The organism is Metapseudomonas resinovorans, from assembly GCF_002003485.1.
Lineage (GTDB): Bacteria > Pseudomonadota > Gammaproteobacteria > Pseudomonadales > Pseudomonadaceae > Metapseudomonas > Metapseudomonas resinovorans_D.
In genome coordinates, this window is record NZ_BDMA01000037.1 from 50,112 (window position 1) to 65,855 (window position 15,744).

At 66.1% G+C, this 15,744-nt stretch carries 12 protein-coding genes; 6 read left to right on the top strand and 6 right to left on the bottom strand.

What is annotated here, in order from left to right:
* The first annotated feature begins 250 nt into the window (after nucleotides 1-250).
* Both MnOB_RS11375 and ispA read left to right on the top strand, forming a co-directional pair.
* Nucleotides 251-493, top strand: coding sequence for an exodeoxyribonuclease VII small subunit (locus tag MnOB_RS11375; RefSeq protein WP_077524334.1), 243 nt, complete (start codon nucleotides 251-253; stop codon nucleotides 491-493).
* On the top strand, nucleotides 490-1,377 hold the full coding sequence (gene ispA, locus MnOB_RS11380; RefSeq protein WP_077524335.1) for a (2E,6E)-farnesyl diphosphate synthase: 888 nt from the start codon (nucleotides 490-492) through the stop codon (nucleotides 1,375-1,377). The genes MnOB_RS11375 and ispA overlap by 4 nt, the downstream gene beginning before the upstream one ends.
* A 30-nt stretch (nucleotides 1,378-1,407) precedes the next feature.
* Here ispA and MnOB_RS11385 read toward each other — a convergent pair whose 3' ends face one another.
* Complete coding sequence (locus MnOB_RS11385) at nucleotides 1,408-2,307, bottom strand: phosphatase PAP2 family protein (protein WP_158713796.1); 900 nt, start codon at nucleotides 2,305-2,307, stop codon at nucleotides 1,408-1,410.
* A 196-nt stretch (nucleotides 2,308-2,503) separates the two neighbouring features.
* Between MnOB_RS11385 and MnOB_RS11390 the strand changes: the two genes are divergently transcribed.
* From MnOB_RS11390 to dxs, 3 genes are all read left to right on the top strand, one after another.
* Nucleotides 2,504-5,773 carry a carboxyl transferase domain-containing protein gene (locus tag MnOB_RS11390; protein ID WP_107504062.1) on the top strand — a complete coding sequence of 1,090 codons (3,270 nt, stop codon included), beginning with the start codon at nucleotides 2,504-2,506 and terminating at the stop codon, nucleotides 5,771-5,773.
* Between the two features lie 15 nt (nucleotides 5,774-5,788).
* The gene (locus MnOB_RS11395) at nucleotides 5,789-6,742 is read left to right on the top strand and encodes an alpha/beta fold hydrolase (RefSeq protein ID WP_077524337.1); all 954 of its coding nucleotides are present in this window, start codon (nucleotides 5,789-5,791) and stop codon (nucleotides 6,740-6,742) included.
* 103 nt (nucleotides 6,743-6,845) lie between these two features.
* Nucleotides 6,846-8,741 carry a 1-deoxy-D-xylulose-5-phosphate synthase gene (dxs, locus tag MnOB_RS11400; RefSeq protein ID WP_077524338.1) on the top strand — a complete coding sequence of 632 codons (1,896 nt, stop codon included), beginning with the start codon at nucleotides 6,846-6,848 and terminating at the stop codon, nucleotides 8,739-8,741.
* Nucleotides 8,742-8,935: 194 nt separating this feature from the next.
* Here the strand turns inward: dxs and MnOB_RS11405 are convergent, their stop codons facing one another.
* The 5 genes from MnOB_RS11405 to MnOB_RS11425 form a co-directional block, all read right to left on the bottom strand.
* Nucleotides 8,936-9,589, bottom strand: coding sequence for a 7-cyano-7-deazaguanine/7-aminomethyl-7-deazaguanine transporter (locus MnOB_RS11405; RefSeq protein ID WP_077524339.1), 654 nt, complete (start codon nucleotides 9,587-9,589; stop codon nucleotides 8,936-8,938).
* Nucleotides 9,590-9,892: 303 nt separating this feature from the next.
* The gene (locus tag MnOB_RS11410) at nucleotides 9,893-10,426 is read right to left on the bottom strand and encodes a cytochrome b/b6 domain-containing protein (protein ID WP_077524340.1); all 534 of its coding nucleotides are present in this window, start codon (nucleotides 10,424-10,426) and stop codon (nucleotides 9,893-9,895) included.
* Between the two features lie 3 nt (nucleotides 10,427-10,429).
* Nucleotides 10,430-10,696, bottom strand: coding sequence for a PepSY domain-containing protein (locus MnOB_RS11415; protein WP_077524347.1), 267 nt, complete (start codon nucleotides 10,694-10,696; stop codon nucleotides 10,430-10,432).
* Nucleotides 10,697-10,816: 120 nt separating this feature from the next.
* Entirely contained in the window at nucleotides 10,817-13,357 is a 2,541-nt protein-coding gene (locus MnOB_RS11420; protein ID WP_158713797.1) for a PAS domain S-box protein, read from the bottom strand.
* A 171-nt stretch (nucleotides 13,358-13,528) separates the two neighbouring features.
* Nucleotides 13,529-14,443, bottom strand: a complete 915-nt coding sequence (locus MnOB_RS11425; RefSeq protein ID WP_077524342.1) for a LysR family transcriptional regulator — start codon at nucleotides 14,441-14,443, stop codon at nucleotides 13,529-13,531.
* Nucleotides 14,444-14,543: 100 nt separating this feature from the next.
* On the opposite strand from MnOB_RS11425, the gene MnOB_RS11430 reads away from it, so the two are divergent.
* Nucleotides 14,544-15,557, top strand: coding sequence for a zinc-binding alcohol dehydrogenase family protein (locus MnOB_RS11430; RefSeq protein ID WP_077524343.1), 1,014 nt, complete (start codon nucleotides 14,544-14,546; stop codon nucleotides 15,555-15,557).
* Nucleotides 15,558-15,744 lie beyond the last annotated feature (187 nt).

The window sequence follows — 15,744 nt, forward strand, 5'->3', positions numbered from 1 at the left end:
GCTCCACCACATCCTACGGGCTGCTACTTCGCCATAACCTGATCCGGACTTCCTTGTAGGGGCGAATTCATTCGCCAAGGAACGCGCAGCGTTCCCCAACGGCCGATTGGCAGCCCTTCGGCCTGCTTGGCGAATGAATTCGCCCCTACAGGTTCCTCTCCACGCCCGACAACCATCCGCCCCCTTCATTTGCCCGCAAGGTGCGCCTCTGCTAGTGTCGCGCCCGATTCGACCTCCGCGAGACAGCATCATGGCCCGCAAGAAAGCCACCCCCGATTTCGAACAGTCCCTCGCTGAACTGCAGACCCTGGTGGAACGCCTGGAAAGCGGCGAGCTTTCGCTGGAGGACTCCCTCAGTGCCTTCGAGCAGGGCATCCGCCTGACCCGTGAATGCCAGGCTTCCCTGAACCAGGCTGAGCAGAAGGTGCAGATCCTCCTGGAGCGTGATGGCCAGCTGGAAGAAGCGCCCTTCGACGCGGACGAACAAGCATGATTTCCGGCTATCAGGCCCGCTGCCAGGAACGCGTCGACGCCGCCCTCGCCGAGCTGTTCATCCCCCCGCTCGCCCCGCTGGAACGTCTGTACCAGGCCATGCGCTACAGCGTGGTGAACGGTGGAAAACGCGTACGCCCGCTGCTGGCATACGCGGCCTGCGAAGCCCTGGGTGGCGACGTGGCGCGCGCCGATGCCGCCGCCTGCGCGGTGGAGTTGATCCACGCCTATTCCCTGGTGCATGACGACCTGCCGGCCATGGACGACGACGACCTGCGTCGTGGCCAGCCCACCACCCATATAGCCTTCGATGAAGCGACCGCCATCCTCGCCGGCGACGGCCTGCAAGCGCTGGCCTTCGAAGTGCTGGCCGACGCCCAACGCAATCCGCACGACGCCGAAACCCGCCTGGCAATGATCGCCAGCCTCGGTCAGGCCGCCGGCCCCGCAGGAATGGTTGGCGGCCAGGCCATCGATCTGGGTTCGGTTGGACTGAAACTCGACCAGGCAGCACTGGAAACCATGCACCGGCACAAGACCGGTGCCCTGATCGAAGCCAGCGTGCGCCTCGGCGCCCTGGCCAGCGGCCAGGCCACTCCCGCAGCCCTTGCAGCCCTGCGCATCTACGCCCGCGCCGTCGGCCTGGCCTTCCAGGTGCAGGACGACATCCTCGACGTGGAAAGCGATACCGCCACGCTGGGCAAGACCCAGGGCAAGGACGAGGCCCACGACAAGCCCACCTACCCTTCCCTGCTCGGCCTCGACAACGCCAAGGCCTATGCCCTGGAACTGCGCGACCAGGCCCTGCGGGCCACTGCCTCGCTCGGCGACAGCGCCGAGCCGCTGCGCGCACTGGCGCGCTACATCGTCGAACGGCGCAGCTAAGCGCGCCGTCCGACATTCACCTCGCGTTCATCAGGCGGCCGGTTCGGCCACTGCTTCGCCCTGCGGCTTGCGAACTGCCTCCAGCAGGCTCATGCGCACCAGCACCCAGGGCATCGCCGCTGCCACGAACAACCCCATCACCAGCCCACGCAGGCCTTGCCAGAGTTGCGGGTCCAGCGGCCAGGCAGCGCCAGCGAGCTTCAGTGCTTTCTGCAGCAGGATGAAGCTCACCGCGCCGATGGCCGCAGCCAGCAGGCGGCGCCAGACGGCGACCTCAGCGGAAAACGCGAACTGGCGATAGCCGCACAGCACGCCGACTATTAGCCCCGCCAGCAGCGGCACATAGCTGGGTGCGACACCCGGCCAGGTCAGCCAGGCGGCGAGGAACACCAACAGGATCAGCGCCAGGTGCCAGAGCCCATGAGCCTCGCGCCACCAATTCCAGTTCCGCACCTGGGCGAACAGCAGCAAGGTCCCGATACCCAGCAGCGAGCCGCCCAGTACGTCTTCCACATCATGGGCGCCGAGATAGAGCCGGCTGAAGATGATCCCCGTCACCACCACGCCACTGACTGCCCAGGCCCAGGCGCGGCGCAGCTCGAGGGCCAGCCAGAACCAGATCACCACGGCGATCTGCGCATGGCCGCTGGGCAGGCCGAAGCTGTCGCCCACCTCATGGTCCATGCGCAGGGCGATGTCCGGGCGCGGGTCCTGCCAGTAGTCCTTGAGCCAGGCGTTGATCAGCGCGGTCACGGCCACCAGCACCAGCAGGCGCAGGAATACTCCGCGGTTCCAGGCCCAGTAGCCCAGCGGCAGGAAGAACAGGATGAACTTCTCGTAGCCCAGCAGCGTGAAGAAACGCATCACCGGGGTCAGCGTATCGCTGCGCAGGGGCAGCACCCAGTCCAGGCTGTGCAGCAGCTCGTTCATGGACAGTCCTTGTGGAAGAAATGAAGGCGCCACAGATACTGCACGGCATCGGGCCACCACAAGGGCCGATTCGGACATTCGATATCACCGGATCATCAACCGCCATGAGTGATGGGTATTCGTCGCGGCACAGTTGGCTGCGGCAATCGCTCCACGCTGCCTAAGATCACTGGATTGCACGCCAAGGACCCTCGCCGTGACCACAGCCATCCAGTCCCTGCTGATCGCCAACCGTGGCGAAATCGCCATCCGCATTGCCCGCGCCGCCGCTGAGCTGGGCATCCGCAGTGTCGCGGTCTACGCCGAAGACGACAGCCAGTCCCTGCACCTGCGCAAGGCCGACCTCGCCGTACCGCTCAATGGCCGGGGCGCTGCGGCCTATCTGGATGCCGCCCAACTGGTGGAGGTGGCGCTCAGGAATGGCTGCGACGCCGTGCATCCCGGCTACGGTTTCCTCAGCGAGAACGCCGATTTCGCCCGCCAGTGCGAAGCCGCCGGCATCCGTTTCATCGGCCCCTCTGCTGAGGCCTTAGAACTGTTCGGCGACAAGGCCCGCGCCCGCGAACTGGCCGCGCGTTGCGGTCTGCCGCTGGCCGCTGGGAGCAATCGCGCCACGTCCTTGGAGGAAGCCAGCGCGCTGCTGGAAAGCGGCCCGATCATGCTCAAGGCCCTGGCCGGCGGCGGTGGACGCGGCATGCGCGAGGTACGCGACAAGACCGAGCTGGAACACGCCTTCGAGCGCTGCCAGTCGGAGGCCCGCGCGGCCTTCGGCAATGGCGATCTTTACGTCGAACGGCTGGTCGAGAATGCCCGGCACATCGAAGTCCAGGTATTGGGCGACGGCGAACGGGTCACTCACTTGTGGGAGCGCGATTGCAGCCTGCAACGGCGCCACCAGAAAGTGGTCGAGATCGCCCCCGCCCCCAACCTGGCGGCTGACCTGCGCCAGCGCATCCTCGATGCGGCGCTGACCCTGGCCGCCGCCGTGGGCTATCGCGGCATCGGCACGTTCGAGTTTCTGGTGGATACCCACCGTGGCGACTTCGTGTTCATGGAGGCCAACCCGCGCGTCCAGGTCGAACATTGCATCACCGAAGCCATCACCGGCGTCGACCTGGTCCAGGCGCAGCTCCGCCTCGCCGCCGGCGCCAGCCTGGCCGAACTGGGCCTGCTGGAACCTGTCGCACCGCGAGGCTTCGCCGTACAGCTGCGGATCAACCTGGAAAGCATGCAGGCCGACGGCAGCGCCCGACCTGCCGGCGGCTTGATCAGCGCCTATGAACCACCCAGCGGCCCCGGTATCCGTGTCGATGGATATGGCTACGCCGGGTACGCCACCAGCCCCAGCTACGACTCGCTGCTGGCCAAGCTGATCGTCCAGGGCGATGACCTGCCCGCCGCCCTGCGCCGCGCCTATCGCGCCCTGTGTGAGTTTCGCCTCGAAGGTGTGGCGAGCAATATCCACTTCCTGCAGAACCTGCTGCGTCACGGGGAACTGGCAAGTGGCGTCGACACCCGTTTCATTGAGCGGGAAATCAGCCAGCTCCTGGCCCCGCAACAAGCTGCCCATCCACACCTGTTCGTCAGCGGCGCGAACACCGCCAGCCAGAGCCAGACCGGCCAAGCCGAAGCGCCTGCCGGTAGCGTGCCGTTGAACGCACCCAGCCAGGGCGTGCTGGTGAGCCTCGACGTGCAGGTGGGCGATGCCGTCGCCGCCGGGCAGGCGGTGGCAGTGCTGGAGGCAATGAAGATGGAGTTCGTGGTCAAGGCGACCCAGGGCGGCATCGTCCGGGCACTGGCCGTGGCACCCGGTGACAGCCTGTTCGAAGGCGCGCCGCTGCTGTTCCTGGAACCGGCGGAAGTGGCCGGTGATGCGGCGCAGAACGAGGAAAGCCTCGACCTTGCACACATCCGCGCCGACCTTGCCGAAGTGCTGGAACGCCACGTCATCACGACCGATGAGCGTCGCCCGCAGGCTGTGGCGCGACGGCGCAAGACCGGTCAGCGCACGACCCGGGAGAACCTCGACGACCTGCTGGATGACGGCAGCTTCATCGAATACGGCGCCCTGGCACTGGCAGCCCAGCGCCGGCGCCGGTCGCTGGAAGAGCTGATCGAGCAGAGCCCCGCCGATGGGCTGGTGGCCGGTATCGGCACGGTCAACGCCACGCAGTTTGGCAGCGAGGCCGCACGCTGCATGACCATCGCCTACGACTACACCGTGTTCGCCGGCACCCAGGGCGTGATGAACCACAAGAAGACCGACCGCATGCTCGGCCTGGCCGAGCAATGGCGGTTGCCCCTGGTGCTGTTCGCCGAAGGCGGTGGTGGCCGGCCGGGGGATTCGGATTTCGTCGGCGTGGCCGGGCTCGACTGCCACACCTTCGTCGGCATGGCCCGACTGTCCGGCCTGGTACCGCTGATGGGCGTGGTTTCCGGACGCTGCTTTGCCGGCAACGCCGCGCTGCTCGGCTGCTGCGACGTGATCATCGCGACGAAGAACGCCAGCATCGGCATGGCCGGCCCGGCCATGATCGAAGGCGGCGGCCTGGGTAGCTTCGCGCCGGAAGACGTCGGCCCCACCAGCGTCCAGGGCCCCAACGGGGTAATCGATGTACTGGTGGAAGATGAAGCCGAGGCGGTGCGGGTGGCCCGGCAATACCTGTCTTACTTCCAGGGCGACCTGGCCGACTGGCAATGCTCCGATCAGCGCCTGCTGCGCCAGGCCATTCCGGAAAACCGCCTGCGGGTCTACGACATCCGCGCACTGATCGAAACCCTGGCCGACCAGGGCTCGGTACTTGAACTGCGCCGCCAGTTCGCGCCGGGGCTGGTTACCGCCTTCATCCGCATCGAGGGCAAGGCGTTCGGCCTGCTGGCCAACAACCCGATGCATCTCGGCGGCGCCATCGACGCCCAGGCCGGCGACAAGGCCGCGCGCTTCATGCAGCTGTGCGATGCCTTCGACATCCCCATGCTTTCGCTCTGCGACACCCCCGGTTTCATGGTCGGACCGGAATCAGAGAAGCAGGCCACGGTGCGCCACGTTTCACGCATGTTCGTCGCCGCAGCCGGGCTGTCGGTGCCCTTCTTCACCGTGGTGCTGCGCAAGGGCTACGGCCTGGGCGCCCAGGCCATGGCGGCGGGCAGCTTCCATTCGCCGCTGTTCACCATCGCCTGGCCCAGCGGCGAATTTGGCGCCATGGGCCTGGAAGGTGCGGTTCGCCTGGGCTACGCCAAGGAGCTGGCCGCGGTGGAGGACCCAGCCGAACGTCAGGCGCTGTTCGACAAGATGGTTGCCAAGGCCTACCAGAACGGCAAGGCCATCAACATGGCCAGCTTCCTGGAGATCGACGCCGTGATCGATCCGCAGGAAACCCGTTCCTGGCTGCTGCGCGGGTTGAATGCCACCCCCAGGCCGGCGCCCCGTGCCGGCAAAAAACGCCCCTTCGTCGACACCTGGTAAGAATCGGAGCCCTTCATGCCGCCACTCGAACACCGCCTGCTGCCGGTCAATGGCATCACCCTGAGCCTCTACATGGCCGGCCCGGCCGAAGGGCGGCCGGTGTGGCTGCTGCATGGTTTTCCCGAATGCTGGTATTCCTGGCGCCAGCAGATAGGCCCTTTGGTAGCGGCCGGCTATCGCGTGCTGGTACCGGAAATGCGGGGGTATGGGGAGAGCAGCGCCCCCGAAGCGATCGAAGACTATGCACTGCTGACACTCTGCGGAGACATCCAGGCCGCCATGGACAGCCTCGGCCAGACCGATGTCTGCGTGATTGGCCATGACTGGGGCGCGCCGGTGGCCTGGCACCTGGCGCTGCTGGAGCCGCAACGCATCAGTGCCGTGGGCGCCATGTCGGTGCCCTTCGGCGGCCGCCCCAAGCGCCCGGCCACCGAGATCATGCGCGAGGCCAATGCCGGCCGCTTCAACTACATCCTCTACTTCCAGGAGCCTGGGGTCGCGGAGGCCGAGCTGGATGCCGACCTCGACCGCAGCCTGCGCCTGTTGCTGAGCCAGCTCGGCGACGCGGCCCTGCGTGACCGGCCCGCGACTGCCGGCCTGCTGGACGGCCTCAGCCCGTCCCCCGCCCTCCCCGGCTGGTGCGATGCCGACGAATTCGCCGTCTACCAACGCACCCTGGCCCGGGATGGCTTTCGCGGGCCGCTCAACTGGTACCGCAACTTCACCCGCAACTGGGAACAGACCGAACCGCTGGCGGGAAAGCAGGTCGAGCAACCTGCGCTGTTCCTGGTCGGCGACCTCGATCCGGTCGCGCATTTGGAGGCCTACACGCTCAAGCGCATGGCCAGCCTGGTGCCGCGCGTGGAGCAGACCCGACTGCCCGATTGCGGCCATTGGCTGCAGAACGAATGCCCTGATCGGGTGAATCCGTTGCTGCTGGACTTCCTGGCGCGCCACTACGCGGCGTAGTCGATCACACAAGGCCGTACGAACGGACTGACAGCGCGTTTGGGCAGTTACGAGTGCATCAGGTAAACTTGCCCATCTTTTTTTTCCTATAACGATTCGCCTGATGCCCACGACGTTCCACGAGATTCCCCGCGAACGCCCCGTCACGCCCCTGCTCGATCGCGCGGCGACGCCGGATCAATTGCGCCGGCTTGGTGAGGCTGAGCTGGAAACCCTGGCCGACGAACTGCGCCAGTACCTGCTCTATACCGTCGGCAAGACCGGCGGACACTTCGGTGCCGGCCTGGGTGTGGTGGAACTCACCATCGCCCTGCACTACGTCTACGACACGCCCGACGACCGGCTGGTCTGGGACGTGGGCCACCAGGCGTACCCGCACAAGATCCTCACCGGGCGCCGTGAGCAGATGGGCACCCTGCGCCAGAAGGACGGCGTCGCTGCATTCCCGCGCCGCGTGGAGAGCGAGTACGACACCTTCGGCGTCGGCCATTCCAGCACCTCCATCAGCGCCGCCCTGGGGATGGCCATCGCCGCTCGCATGCAGGGTTCCAGCCGCAAGTCGATTGCCGTGATCGGCGACGGCGCGCTGACCGCCGGCATGGCCTTCGAGGCGCTCAACCACGCATCGGACGTCCAGGCCGACATGCTGGTGATCCTCAACGACAACGACATGTCGATCTCGCGCAACGTCGGCGGCCTGTCGAACTATCTGGCGAAGATCCTCTCCAGTCGCACCTACGCGAGCATGCGCGAGGGCAGCAAGAAGGTGCTCTCGCGCCTGCCCGGTGCCTGGGAAATCGCCCGGCGCACCGAGGAATACGCCAAGGGCATGCTGGTTCCCGGCACCCTGTTCGAAGAGCTGGGCTGGAACTACATCGGCCCCATCGACGGCCATGACCTGCCCACCCTGGTGGCTACCCTGCGCAACATGCGCGACCTCAAGGGCCCGCAGTTCCTGCATGTGGTGACCAAGAAGGGCAAGGGCTTCGCCCCGGCGGAAGTCGACCCCATCGGCTACCACGCCATTACCAAGCTGGAACCGATCGACGCCCCGGCCGCGCCGAAGAAACCTTCCGGCCCGAAGTACTCCAGCGTGTTTGGCCAGTGGCTGTGCGATATGGCCGGGCAGGACCCGCGTCTGGTCGGCATCACCCCGGCGATGAAGGAAGGCTCCGATCTGGTGGCGTTCAGCGAGCGCTTCCCGGACCGCTATTTCGACGTCGCCATTGCCGAGCAGCATGCCGTCACCCTGGCGGCTGGCATGGCCTGCGACGGCGCCAAGCCGGTGGTGGCAATCTACTCCACCTTCCTCCAGCGCGGCTACGACCAACTGATCCACGACGTGGCGGTACAGAATCTCGATGTGCTATTCGCCATCGACCGTGCCGGCCTGGTGGGTGAGGACGGTCCGACCCATGCGGGCAGCTTCGACCTCTCCTACCTGCGCTGCATCCCCGGCATGCTGGTGATGACGCCGAGCGACGAGAACGAACTGCGCCTGCTGCTGACCACCGGCCACCACTTCGAAGGTCCGGCGGCGGTGCGCTACCCGCGTGGCAGTGGCCCCAACGCCATCATCGAGCGTGACCTCAAACCGGTGGAAATCGGCAAGGGCGTGGTACGCCGCCAGGGCTCCAAAGTCGCCATGCTGGTTTTTGGCGTGCAACTGGCCGAGGCACTGCAGGTCGCCGAAAACCTCGATGCCACCGTGGTCGACATGCGCTTCGTCAAACCCCTGGACGAAGCGCTGGTGCGCGAGCTGGCCGGCAGCCACGAGCTGCTGGTGACGATCGAGGAGAACAGCGTGATGGGCGGCGCCGGCGCCGCCGTCAGCGAGTTCCTCGCCCGCGAGAACCTGCTCAAGCCGGTGTTGCACCTGGGCCTGCCGGACTACTACGTCGAACACGCCAAGCCGGCGGAAATGCTCGCCGAGTGCGGGCTGAATGCGGCGGGTATCGAAGCATCGGTGCGCGCTCGCCTGGCAATGCTGGGGCTCTGACCTTCGCCTGACTGTGGGAGCGAATTCATTCGCGAATGAATTCGCTCCCACAGTCAACCTGTACCTCGAATTTCGTTGGGCTACAGGTCTGTAGGGTGCGCCGCGTGTTCAGCCGGTATACATGGCGCACCCTACCGAATCGGCGAAACCACGTCCTCAGGACGTGGTTACCCCATGTTCGAACGAATTCGTTCCTACAACGAAGCTGCCGGACGCGGCGTCAGCAAGCGCAGGATGCTGCCGAGCAACATGCCGTAGAGCGGCACGAAGAACACCAGGCTGATGGCCAGCTTGACGCCGTAGTCGACGGTGGCGATCTCCACCCAGTGCTCGGCCATGAAGGGGTTGTCGCTGCGCCAGAAGGCCACGGAGAAGAAGGCGAAGGTGTCCAGCAGGTTGCCGGCGATGGTCGAGGCCACCGGGGCTATCCACCATTGGCGCATCTGCCGCAGGCGGTCGAAGACCTGGATATCCAGCACCTGGCCCAGTACGTAGGCGAGGAAGCTGGCCAGGGAAATCCGCGCGACGAACAGGTTGAATTCGCCGAGAGCGGCGAAGCCCTGGAAGCTCGCTTCCTGGAACAGGACCGACACCACATAGGAAGCCAGCAGCGCCGGCACCATGACCCGCGCGATGACCCGGCGCGCCGCCACCTTGCCCATCAGGCGCACGGTGAGGTCGGTGGCCAGGAAGATGAAGGGAAAGCTGAACGCGCCCCAGGTGGTGTGCCAGCCGAACAGGGTAATGGGCAGCTGCACCAGGTAGTTGCTGGCGATGATGATGAGGATGTGGAAAGCGATCAGGCCGGTCAGGGCCGGGCGCCAGATCGAAGGCGTTGCAGCGGGCATAGTGGTTCGCATCCTTTTTGCCGATGGGGTGAGGGAACCCATGTCGCGGCCCCCTGGCCGACGACGGCGCGCATTCTAACTTGACCCGCACGTCAGGAAAAGACGCTTCGTCCGGCATTCCGCATCGGAGAGTCTGATAAGGCCAGGGTGATAGCGGGCTGAAACCGATCCGTAGGGTGCGCCGTGCGCACCGGGTGTATGACGAGCTGCAAGCCCCCGCTGAAGCTGGTGCGCATGGCGCACCCTACATCTGACTCGGCGGAAGATTTCTGCCAAGGTGCAAAAAGGGCCGCGATGCGGCCCTCAGTCGCGAAGCACCTTGCGTCGTCCCGTCACCATGGACCAGGGCAGGTTCTCACGCAGGCGCACGCTTTCCACCAGTGCGGCCAGCACGTGCAGGCAGGCCAGCCAGAACAGGCTATCGGCCATGAACTCATGGATGTCACGAGGCAGGTCCTCGCCCCAGAAGTAGTCCACTTCTTCCATCAGGAAACCGGTGACGCCGAGGCCGAACATCAGCAGCAGCATGAGGATCATCACCAGCCCGCCCAGGGGCGAGTGCCCCATGCGGTGCAGATGGCCGCCGCTCAGCAGCGTCCTGGCATGGGCCACCAGCTGCGAAGGACGCGGCGAGAAGTCCGCCCAGCGCGCAGATGCGGGGCCGACGAAGCCCCACACCAGCCGCACCAGCACCACCGCCACGGCGTAATAGCCGAGCCAGCGGTGCCAGCCGTCACCTGCCTCGTTGAGGAAGTAGTCACCGATGAAGGCAGCCACCAGAGACCAGTGGCCAATCCGTATTACCGGGTCCCAGAGGCGAACGGTTTCGGTGCTCACGGATTAGTCCTCGATCTCCTGCTTGACCACCTTGCCGTCGACCGGGTTGAAGTAGATTTCGACCTTGCGCTTGTCCTTGTCCCAGCCGTAGATCTCGTAGCAGTTGCCAGCGGTCACCTTGAACTTCTTGATGTCGTAGCCCTGGGCCTTGAGGTCGTCCTGGAACTTGGTCTGGTCTTGCCAGGTGGCCTTGTCGGCGGTGGTGCATTCGGTCTTGGCGAAGGTCAGGGGGCTGACGAGGGCCAGGGAAAGAAGGAGCAGCTTACGCATGGTATCGACCTCGAATTTTGCGTTGTATGGCGAAAGGCAATGCAAGGGTTTCTCATTCACTGCCATGACGATGGAGATTAGGCCAGGCCTTGGCGGCTGTCATATATCGGTCCGCCAGTCTCAGCGGAGTTCGACAGCGAATTGTCCCCGACCTGCGTGTTTGGCCCGATAGCAAGCTGTATCAGCCTGTTTCAGGAGCTCCGCCGGCTGCGCGTTGGCGCTGTGGATGCAGGCGATGCCAACGCTGGCGCCTACGCGGAATTCCTGGCCTTCCCACTCCAGCACCACACCCTGGATCTGGGCGATCAGCCGCGCCGCCAGCAGTTCCGCCTGGGACAACGGGCAACTGCGCAGGATCAGTGCAAACTCGTCGCCCCCCAGACGCGCCAGTTGGTCACCCGCGCGTACCTGGGCCTGCATCAGCCTGGCGAGCTGGCGCAGCAGCTCATCCCCGGCGGCGTGACCGGCGTTGTCGTTGACCTGCTTGAAGCGGTCCAGGTCGATGAAGCAGAGCACGCTGTTGCCATCGTTCTGCACGACCTCGCGACAGCTGTCGGCAAGGGCATCCTCGAAGGCCGAGCGATTGAGCAGGCCGGTCAGGGCATCGTGGGTTGCCGCGTAGCGCAGGTGCTTCTGCATGGCGCGGGCTTCGCTGACGTCAGTGAGCACCAGCACACTGCCGAGCAGGGTGCCGTCGCCCGCACGCATGGGGGCCGCCTGGCCGCGCAGGGCGATGGTGCCCCCGGCCGGGTGACGCAGCGAGGCGAGGCCCTGGAGACTGGCCGCGCAGCCACGCTCCAGGCAGTCGCGCACCGGGTTGGGTACCAGCCGCCCGTCCTCCCCTTCCAGCAGCAACACCTGTTCGATGGGCAGACCCCGGGCCTCGTCGCTGCTCCAGCCACTGAGGCGTTCGGCCACCGGATTGAGGAAGCTGACCCTGCCTTCCAGGTCGGAGGTGATGACGCCGTCGCCAATGGCATCGAGGGTCACCTGCAGGCGCTCGCGTTCATCACGCAGGCGCTCGGCAAGTTGGTGCAGCTCGCTGACGTCCCAGTTGGTGCCGACCATGCGCAGCGGCTGGCCGTTGGCATCGCAGACCAGTCGCGCATGCCCCTTGAGCACGCGATGGTTGCCGTCGCCACGACGAATACGGAATTCGATGTCCAGCCGCCGGCTGCCTTCCCGCGCGGCCAGCACTTCGCGTTCGGCGCGGGTGGCATCGTCCGGGTGCAGGTGGGCCCGCCAGTCGGCGAAGGACAGCTCATCACCCAGGCTGCGGCCATACAGGCGATACATGCTCTCGTCCCAGAGCAATCGATCGTTGACCAGGTCCCACTCCCAGACGCCGACACCGCTGGCCTCGGTCGCCACCGAATAGCGGCGCGCCAGTTCCGCCTCGCGCTCCTCGGCACGCTTGCGCCGGTCGATGTCCTCGATCTGCGAAATGAAATACAGCGGCTCGCCTTCGTGGTCGCGCACCAGGGATACCGCCAGCAATCCCCAGATTTCGCGCCCGCTCTTGTGCAGGTAGCGCTTTTCCAGACGGTAGCTGTGGCGCCGCCCGGCGAGGACTTCCTGCACCAGTTCGAGATCGTCTGCCAGGTCGTCGGGGTGGGTGACGTCCTGGAAATTCAGGCTGGAGAGCTCCTCCTCCGCATAGCCGAGCATGTCGCAGAGCGTCCGGTTGACCCGTTGCCAGCGGCCATCCAGCCCCACCAGTGCCATGCCGATGGCGGAATGGTCCATGGCGTCGCGAAAGCGTGATTCACTGGCCGCCAGTTCGCGTCGGCGCCGACGCAGTTGTTCCACCGCCGAGGCCAGCAGCAGCGCCGGCAACAGCGCCAGCAGCAGCGGCAGGTAGATCAGCAAGTCGCGCCAGCCCTCCTGCGCAACCGGCATCTCGAGCATGCCCATGGCAATGATCAGGCCGCCGCTCACCGACGCCAGCGCCACCAGTAGCGCGGTGCTGGCGAAGGTCAGGCGCACCGCGGCGATTATCAGCGGCAGGGACAGGTAGACGAAGGAGAACGGCAACAGCAGCAGGGCGAAGGGCGTGCCCAGCAGCACCAGCCCGACGTAGAGCAGCAGTTCGTGGCGGCGGCGCTCGCCGATCAGCTCCCAGCCGCTGTGCTGGCGCAGCCAGACCGCCAGGGGCAGCACCGAGACGGCGCCGAGCATGGCGCCCTCGACCCAGTACATCCAACCGCGTTCGAAGGAATCCAGCCCCTGCCAGGCAAGGATGCTGGCCCCCAGGCTGGCGCCCATCAATGGCGGCAGCAGGGCACCGAAAAAGATGAACTGGAGGAAGGCTCCGGGGCTTTCGTTCATCCGCAATGCCGCGCCGCTGACCCGCAACAGGGACGCGGCCAGCACCACTTCCAACAGATTGGGCGGGATGAAGCTCGCCGCCCGGAAAAAGCCATCGCCGAAGGCCAGGTTGGCCAGAAGATCAGCGAGCATCGCCCCCGCCAGCAATGGCGCCCAGCGGCGCAGCGGCTGGTCCCAGAGCAAGGCCACGGTGAAGGCGTTGGCGTACCAGAGGGTGGCAATGCTGCCGGGCTGGCGAGACAGCCAGACAGCCCCCAGGGCCAGCAGCAGGTAGCCGCTGAAGACCAGCAGCAAGGTCGGCAGGAAAGCACCCGGCTCGCGGTTACGCAGCATCAGTCGGCACTCCCACAGCAGGCGCCGGGCGCGGGCCCGGCAGGATTCAGGCAGGTCGGACACAAGTCAGCCACGGGAATCTCCACGCAGGCCACGGCTTATCCAGACGATAGCGGAACCTCGGGCCAGAGCAATTCGACGATCAGACGCCGGCATTGCCGCGACCGACACTCAACTCCAGGGCGCGCCGACGAGTAGCGTGGCGCAGCGAGCCTGGACGAACTCGCGCAACAGCCGCACCGGCTTGCTGAGTTGGGCACGGTGGGCGCAGATCAGGTTCAGCGGCGTCGCCTGCCCACGGTACTGCGGCAGGGCCAGTTCCAGGCGCCCGGCCTGGATATCGCCAGCCACATCCAGCCAGGACTTGTAGATGAGCCCCTGCCCGGCCAGGGCCCAGCGTCGCACGACGTCGGCATCGTCGCAGATGCGGTTACCGCTCACGGCCACCACTTGCTCGCGCCGCCCCTCGCTGAAGCTCCAGCGATCATGCACGCGCCCACCCAACTGGTAGAGCAGGCAGTTGTGCGCGGCCAGGTCCTCGGGCTGGTGCGGCCGGCCGTGACGGGCGAAGTAATCGGGGGAGGCGCAAAGCACTCGGCGATTGGCGGCGGCCAGAGGCAGCGCCACCAGGCTGGAGTCTTCCGGCTCGCCGTAGCGAATGGCGATGTCCACCGACTGGCGGAACAGATCGGCAACGCGGTCGCTGAGGTGCAGGCGAATGGCCAGGCGCGGGTGCTCACGCTGGAAGTCATCGAGCCAGGGCACCAGCACATTGCGGCCGAAATCCGAGGGGACCGACAGCTGCAGCACCCCGGCGATGTCTTCACGACCGCCCGCCAGTTGCCGCTGCCCCTCTTCCAGGCTGGCCAGGGCGTTGCGCGCATGGACGAGGAACTGCTCGCCCTCGGGCGTCAGGCGCAGGCTGCGGGTGGAGCGGGCGAACAGGCGCACCTCCAGCTGCTGCTCCAGGCGCTTGAGCGCGGCGCTGGCCACGGCCGGTGAGACATCCAGCTTGCGGGCAGCGGCCGAGAGGCTACCGTGGTCAGCGGTGCTGACGAACAGGGCAAGATCGTCGAGGCGCAGCATTTTCAAATTCTCATTGAAAGACTGTCGCTTTCTAGCCGATTTCTCTCGTCAGCGAAATAACCGACCATGCGGCGCATCAAGCCCCATGCGGAGAGTCCCGATGAAAGCCGTCGCCTATTTCCAGAACCTGCCCATCGACAACCCCGAGTCCTTGCAGGACATCCTGCTGCCGGAGCCGCAACCTGGCCCGCGCGACCTGCTGGTGGAGGTCCGCGCCATTTCGGTCAATCCGGTGGACACCAAGGTCCGCCGCAATGCGCCTCCCGAAGCCGGCCAACCCAAGGTGCTGGGCTGGGACGTGGCAGGTGTGGTCAAGGCGGTGGGCAGCGACGTCACCCTGTTCCAGCCGGGCGACCGCGTGTTCTACGCCGGCGACCTGACTCGTCCGGGCGGCAACGCGGAAGTCCACCGGGTGGATGAGCGCATCGTCGGCCATATGCCGAAGAGCCTGGATTTCGCCCAGGCCGCCGCCCTGCCACTGACCTCCATCACCGCCTGGGAGCTGCTGTTCGACCGCCTGCAGATTGCCGAGGGAACGGCCGACCAGGGCCAGAGCCTGCTGGTGGTGGGCGCTGCCGGTGGCGTGGGCTCGATCCTGGTGCAACTGGCCCGACAGCTCACCGGCCTGACCGTGATCGGCACCGCCTCGCGTCCGGAAACCCAGGCCTGGGTACGTGAACTGGGGGCTCACCATGTGCTGGATCACAGCAAGCCCCTGGCCGAGGAACTGCGCAGCGCCGGCCTCAGCCAGGTCACCCATGTCGCCAGCCTGACCCAGACCGATCAGCACCTGGATCAGTTGGTGGAAGCCCTGGCGCCCCAGGGCCGGCTCGGCCTGATCGACGACCCGGCTTCGCTGGACGTGGCCAAGCTCAAGCGCAAGAGCCTCTCGCTGCACTGGGAGTTCATGTACACGCGCTCGATGTTCCAGACACCGGACATCCTCGAACAGCACCGCCTGCTGGAACGTGTCAGCCAACTGATCGACGCGGGCGTGCTGAAGACCACCGTGGGCGAGCACTTCGGCACCATCAACGCCACCAACCTGCGCCGCGCCCATGCACTGCTGGAAAGTGGCAAGGCCAAGGGCAAGATCGTGCTGGAGGGTTTCTAAGCTGATTTCTGTAGGAGCGAGCTTGCTCGCGAAAGGTCGTGCTCGGACTGTTCGCGAGCAAGCTCGCTCCTACATGACAAGCACTGCATCTTCTTCTGTGGGAGATTCCATGTCAATCAGCCATGCCGACCTGGGGCCGATACGGCTGTTGGCTGGTCATCAGGGCAAAGGCAATCCTGGCCAGCTT

What these genes read in the sequence shown, in the direction of transcription:
- MnOB_RS11430 (WP_077524343.1), top strand. Translation starts at nt 14,544, where the DNA reads ATGAAAGCCGTCGCCTATTTCCAGAACCTGCCCATCGACAACCCCGAG.
- MnOB_RS11415 (WP_077524347.1), bottom strand. Translation starts at nt 10,696, where the DNA reads ATGCGTAAGCTGCTCCTTCTTTCCCTGGCCCTCGTCAGCCCCCTGACC.
- dxs (WP_077524338.1), top strand. Translation starts at nt 6,846, where the DNA reads ATGCCCACGACGTTCCACGAGATTCCCCGCGAACGCCCCGTCACGCCC.
- MnOB_RS11425 (WP_077524342.1), bottom strand. Translation starts at nt 14,443, where the DNA reads ATGCTGCGCCTCGACGATCTTGCCCTGTTCGTCAGCACCGCTGACCAC.
- MnOB_RS11385 (WP_158713796.1), bottom strand. Translation starts at nt 2,307, where the DNA reads ATGAACGAGCTGCTGCACAGCCTGGACTGGGTGCTGCCCCTGCGCAGC.
- MnOB_RS11420 (WP_158713797.1), bottom strand. Translation starts at nt 13,357, where the DNA reads ATGCTGCGTAACCGCGAGCCGGGTGCTTTCCTGCCGACCTTGCTGCTG.
- MnOB_RS11405 (WP_077524339.1), bottom strand. Translation starts at nt 9,589, where the DNA reads ATGCCCGCTGCAACGCCTTCGATCTGGCGCCCGGCCCTGACCGGCCTG.
- MnOB_RS11395 (WP_077524337.1), top strand. Translation starts at nt 5,789, where the DNA reads ATGCCGCCACTCGAACACCGCCTGCTGCCGGTCAATGGCATCACCCTG.
- ispA (WP_077524335.1), top strand. Translation starts at nt 490, where the DNA reads ATGATTTCCGGCTATCAGGCCCGCTGCCAGGAACGCGTCGACGCCGCC.
- MnOB_RS11375 (WP_077524334.1), top strand. Translation starts at nt 251, where the DNA reads ATGGCCCGCAAGAAAGCCACCCCCGATTTCGAACAGTCCCTCGCTGAA.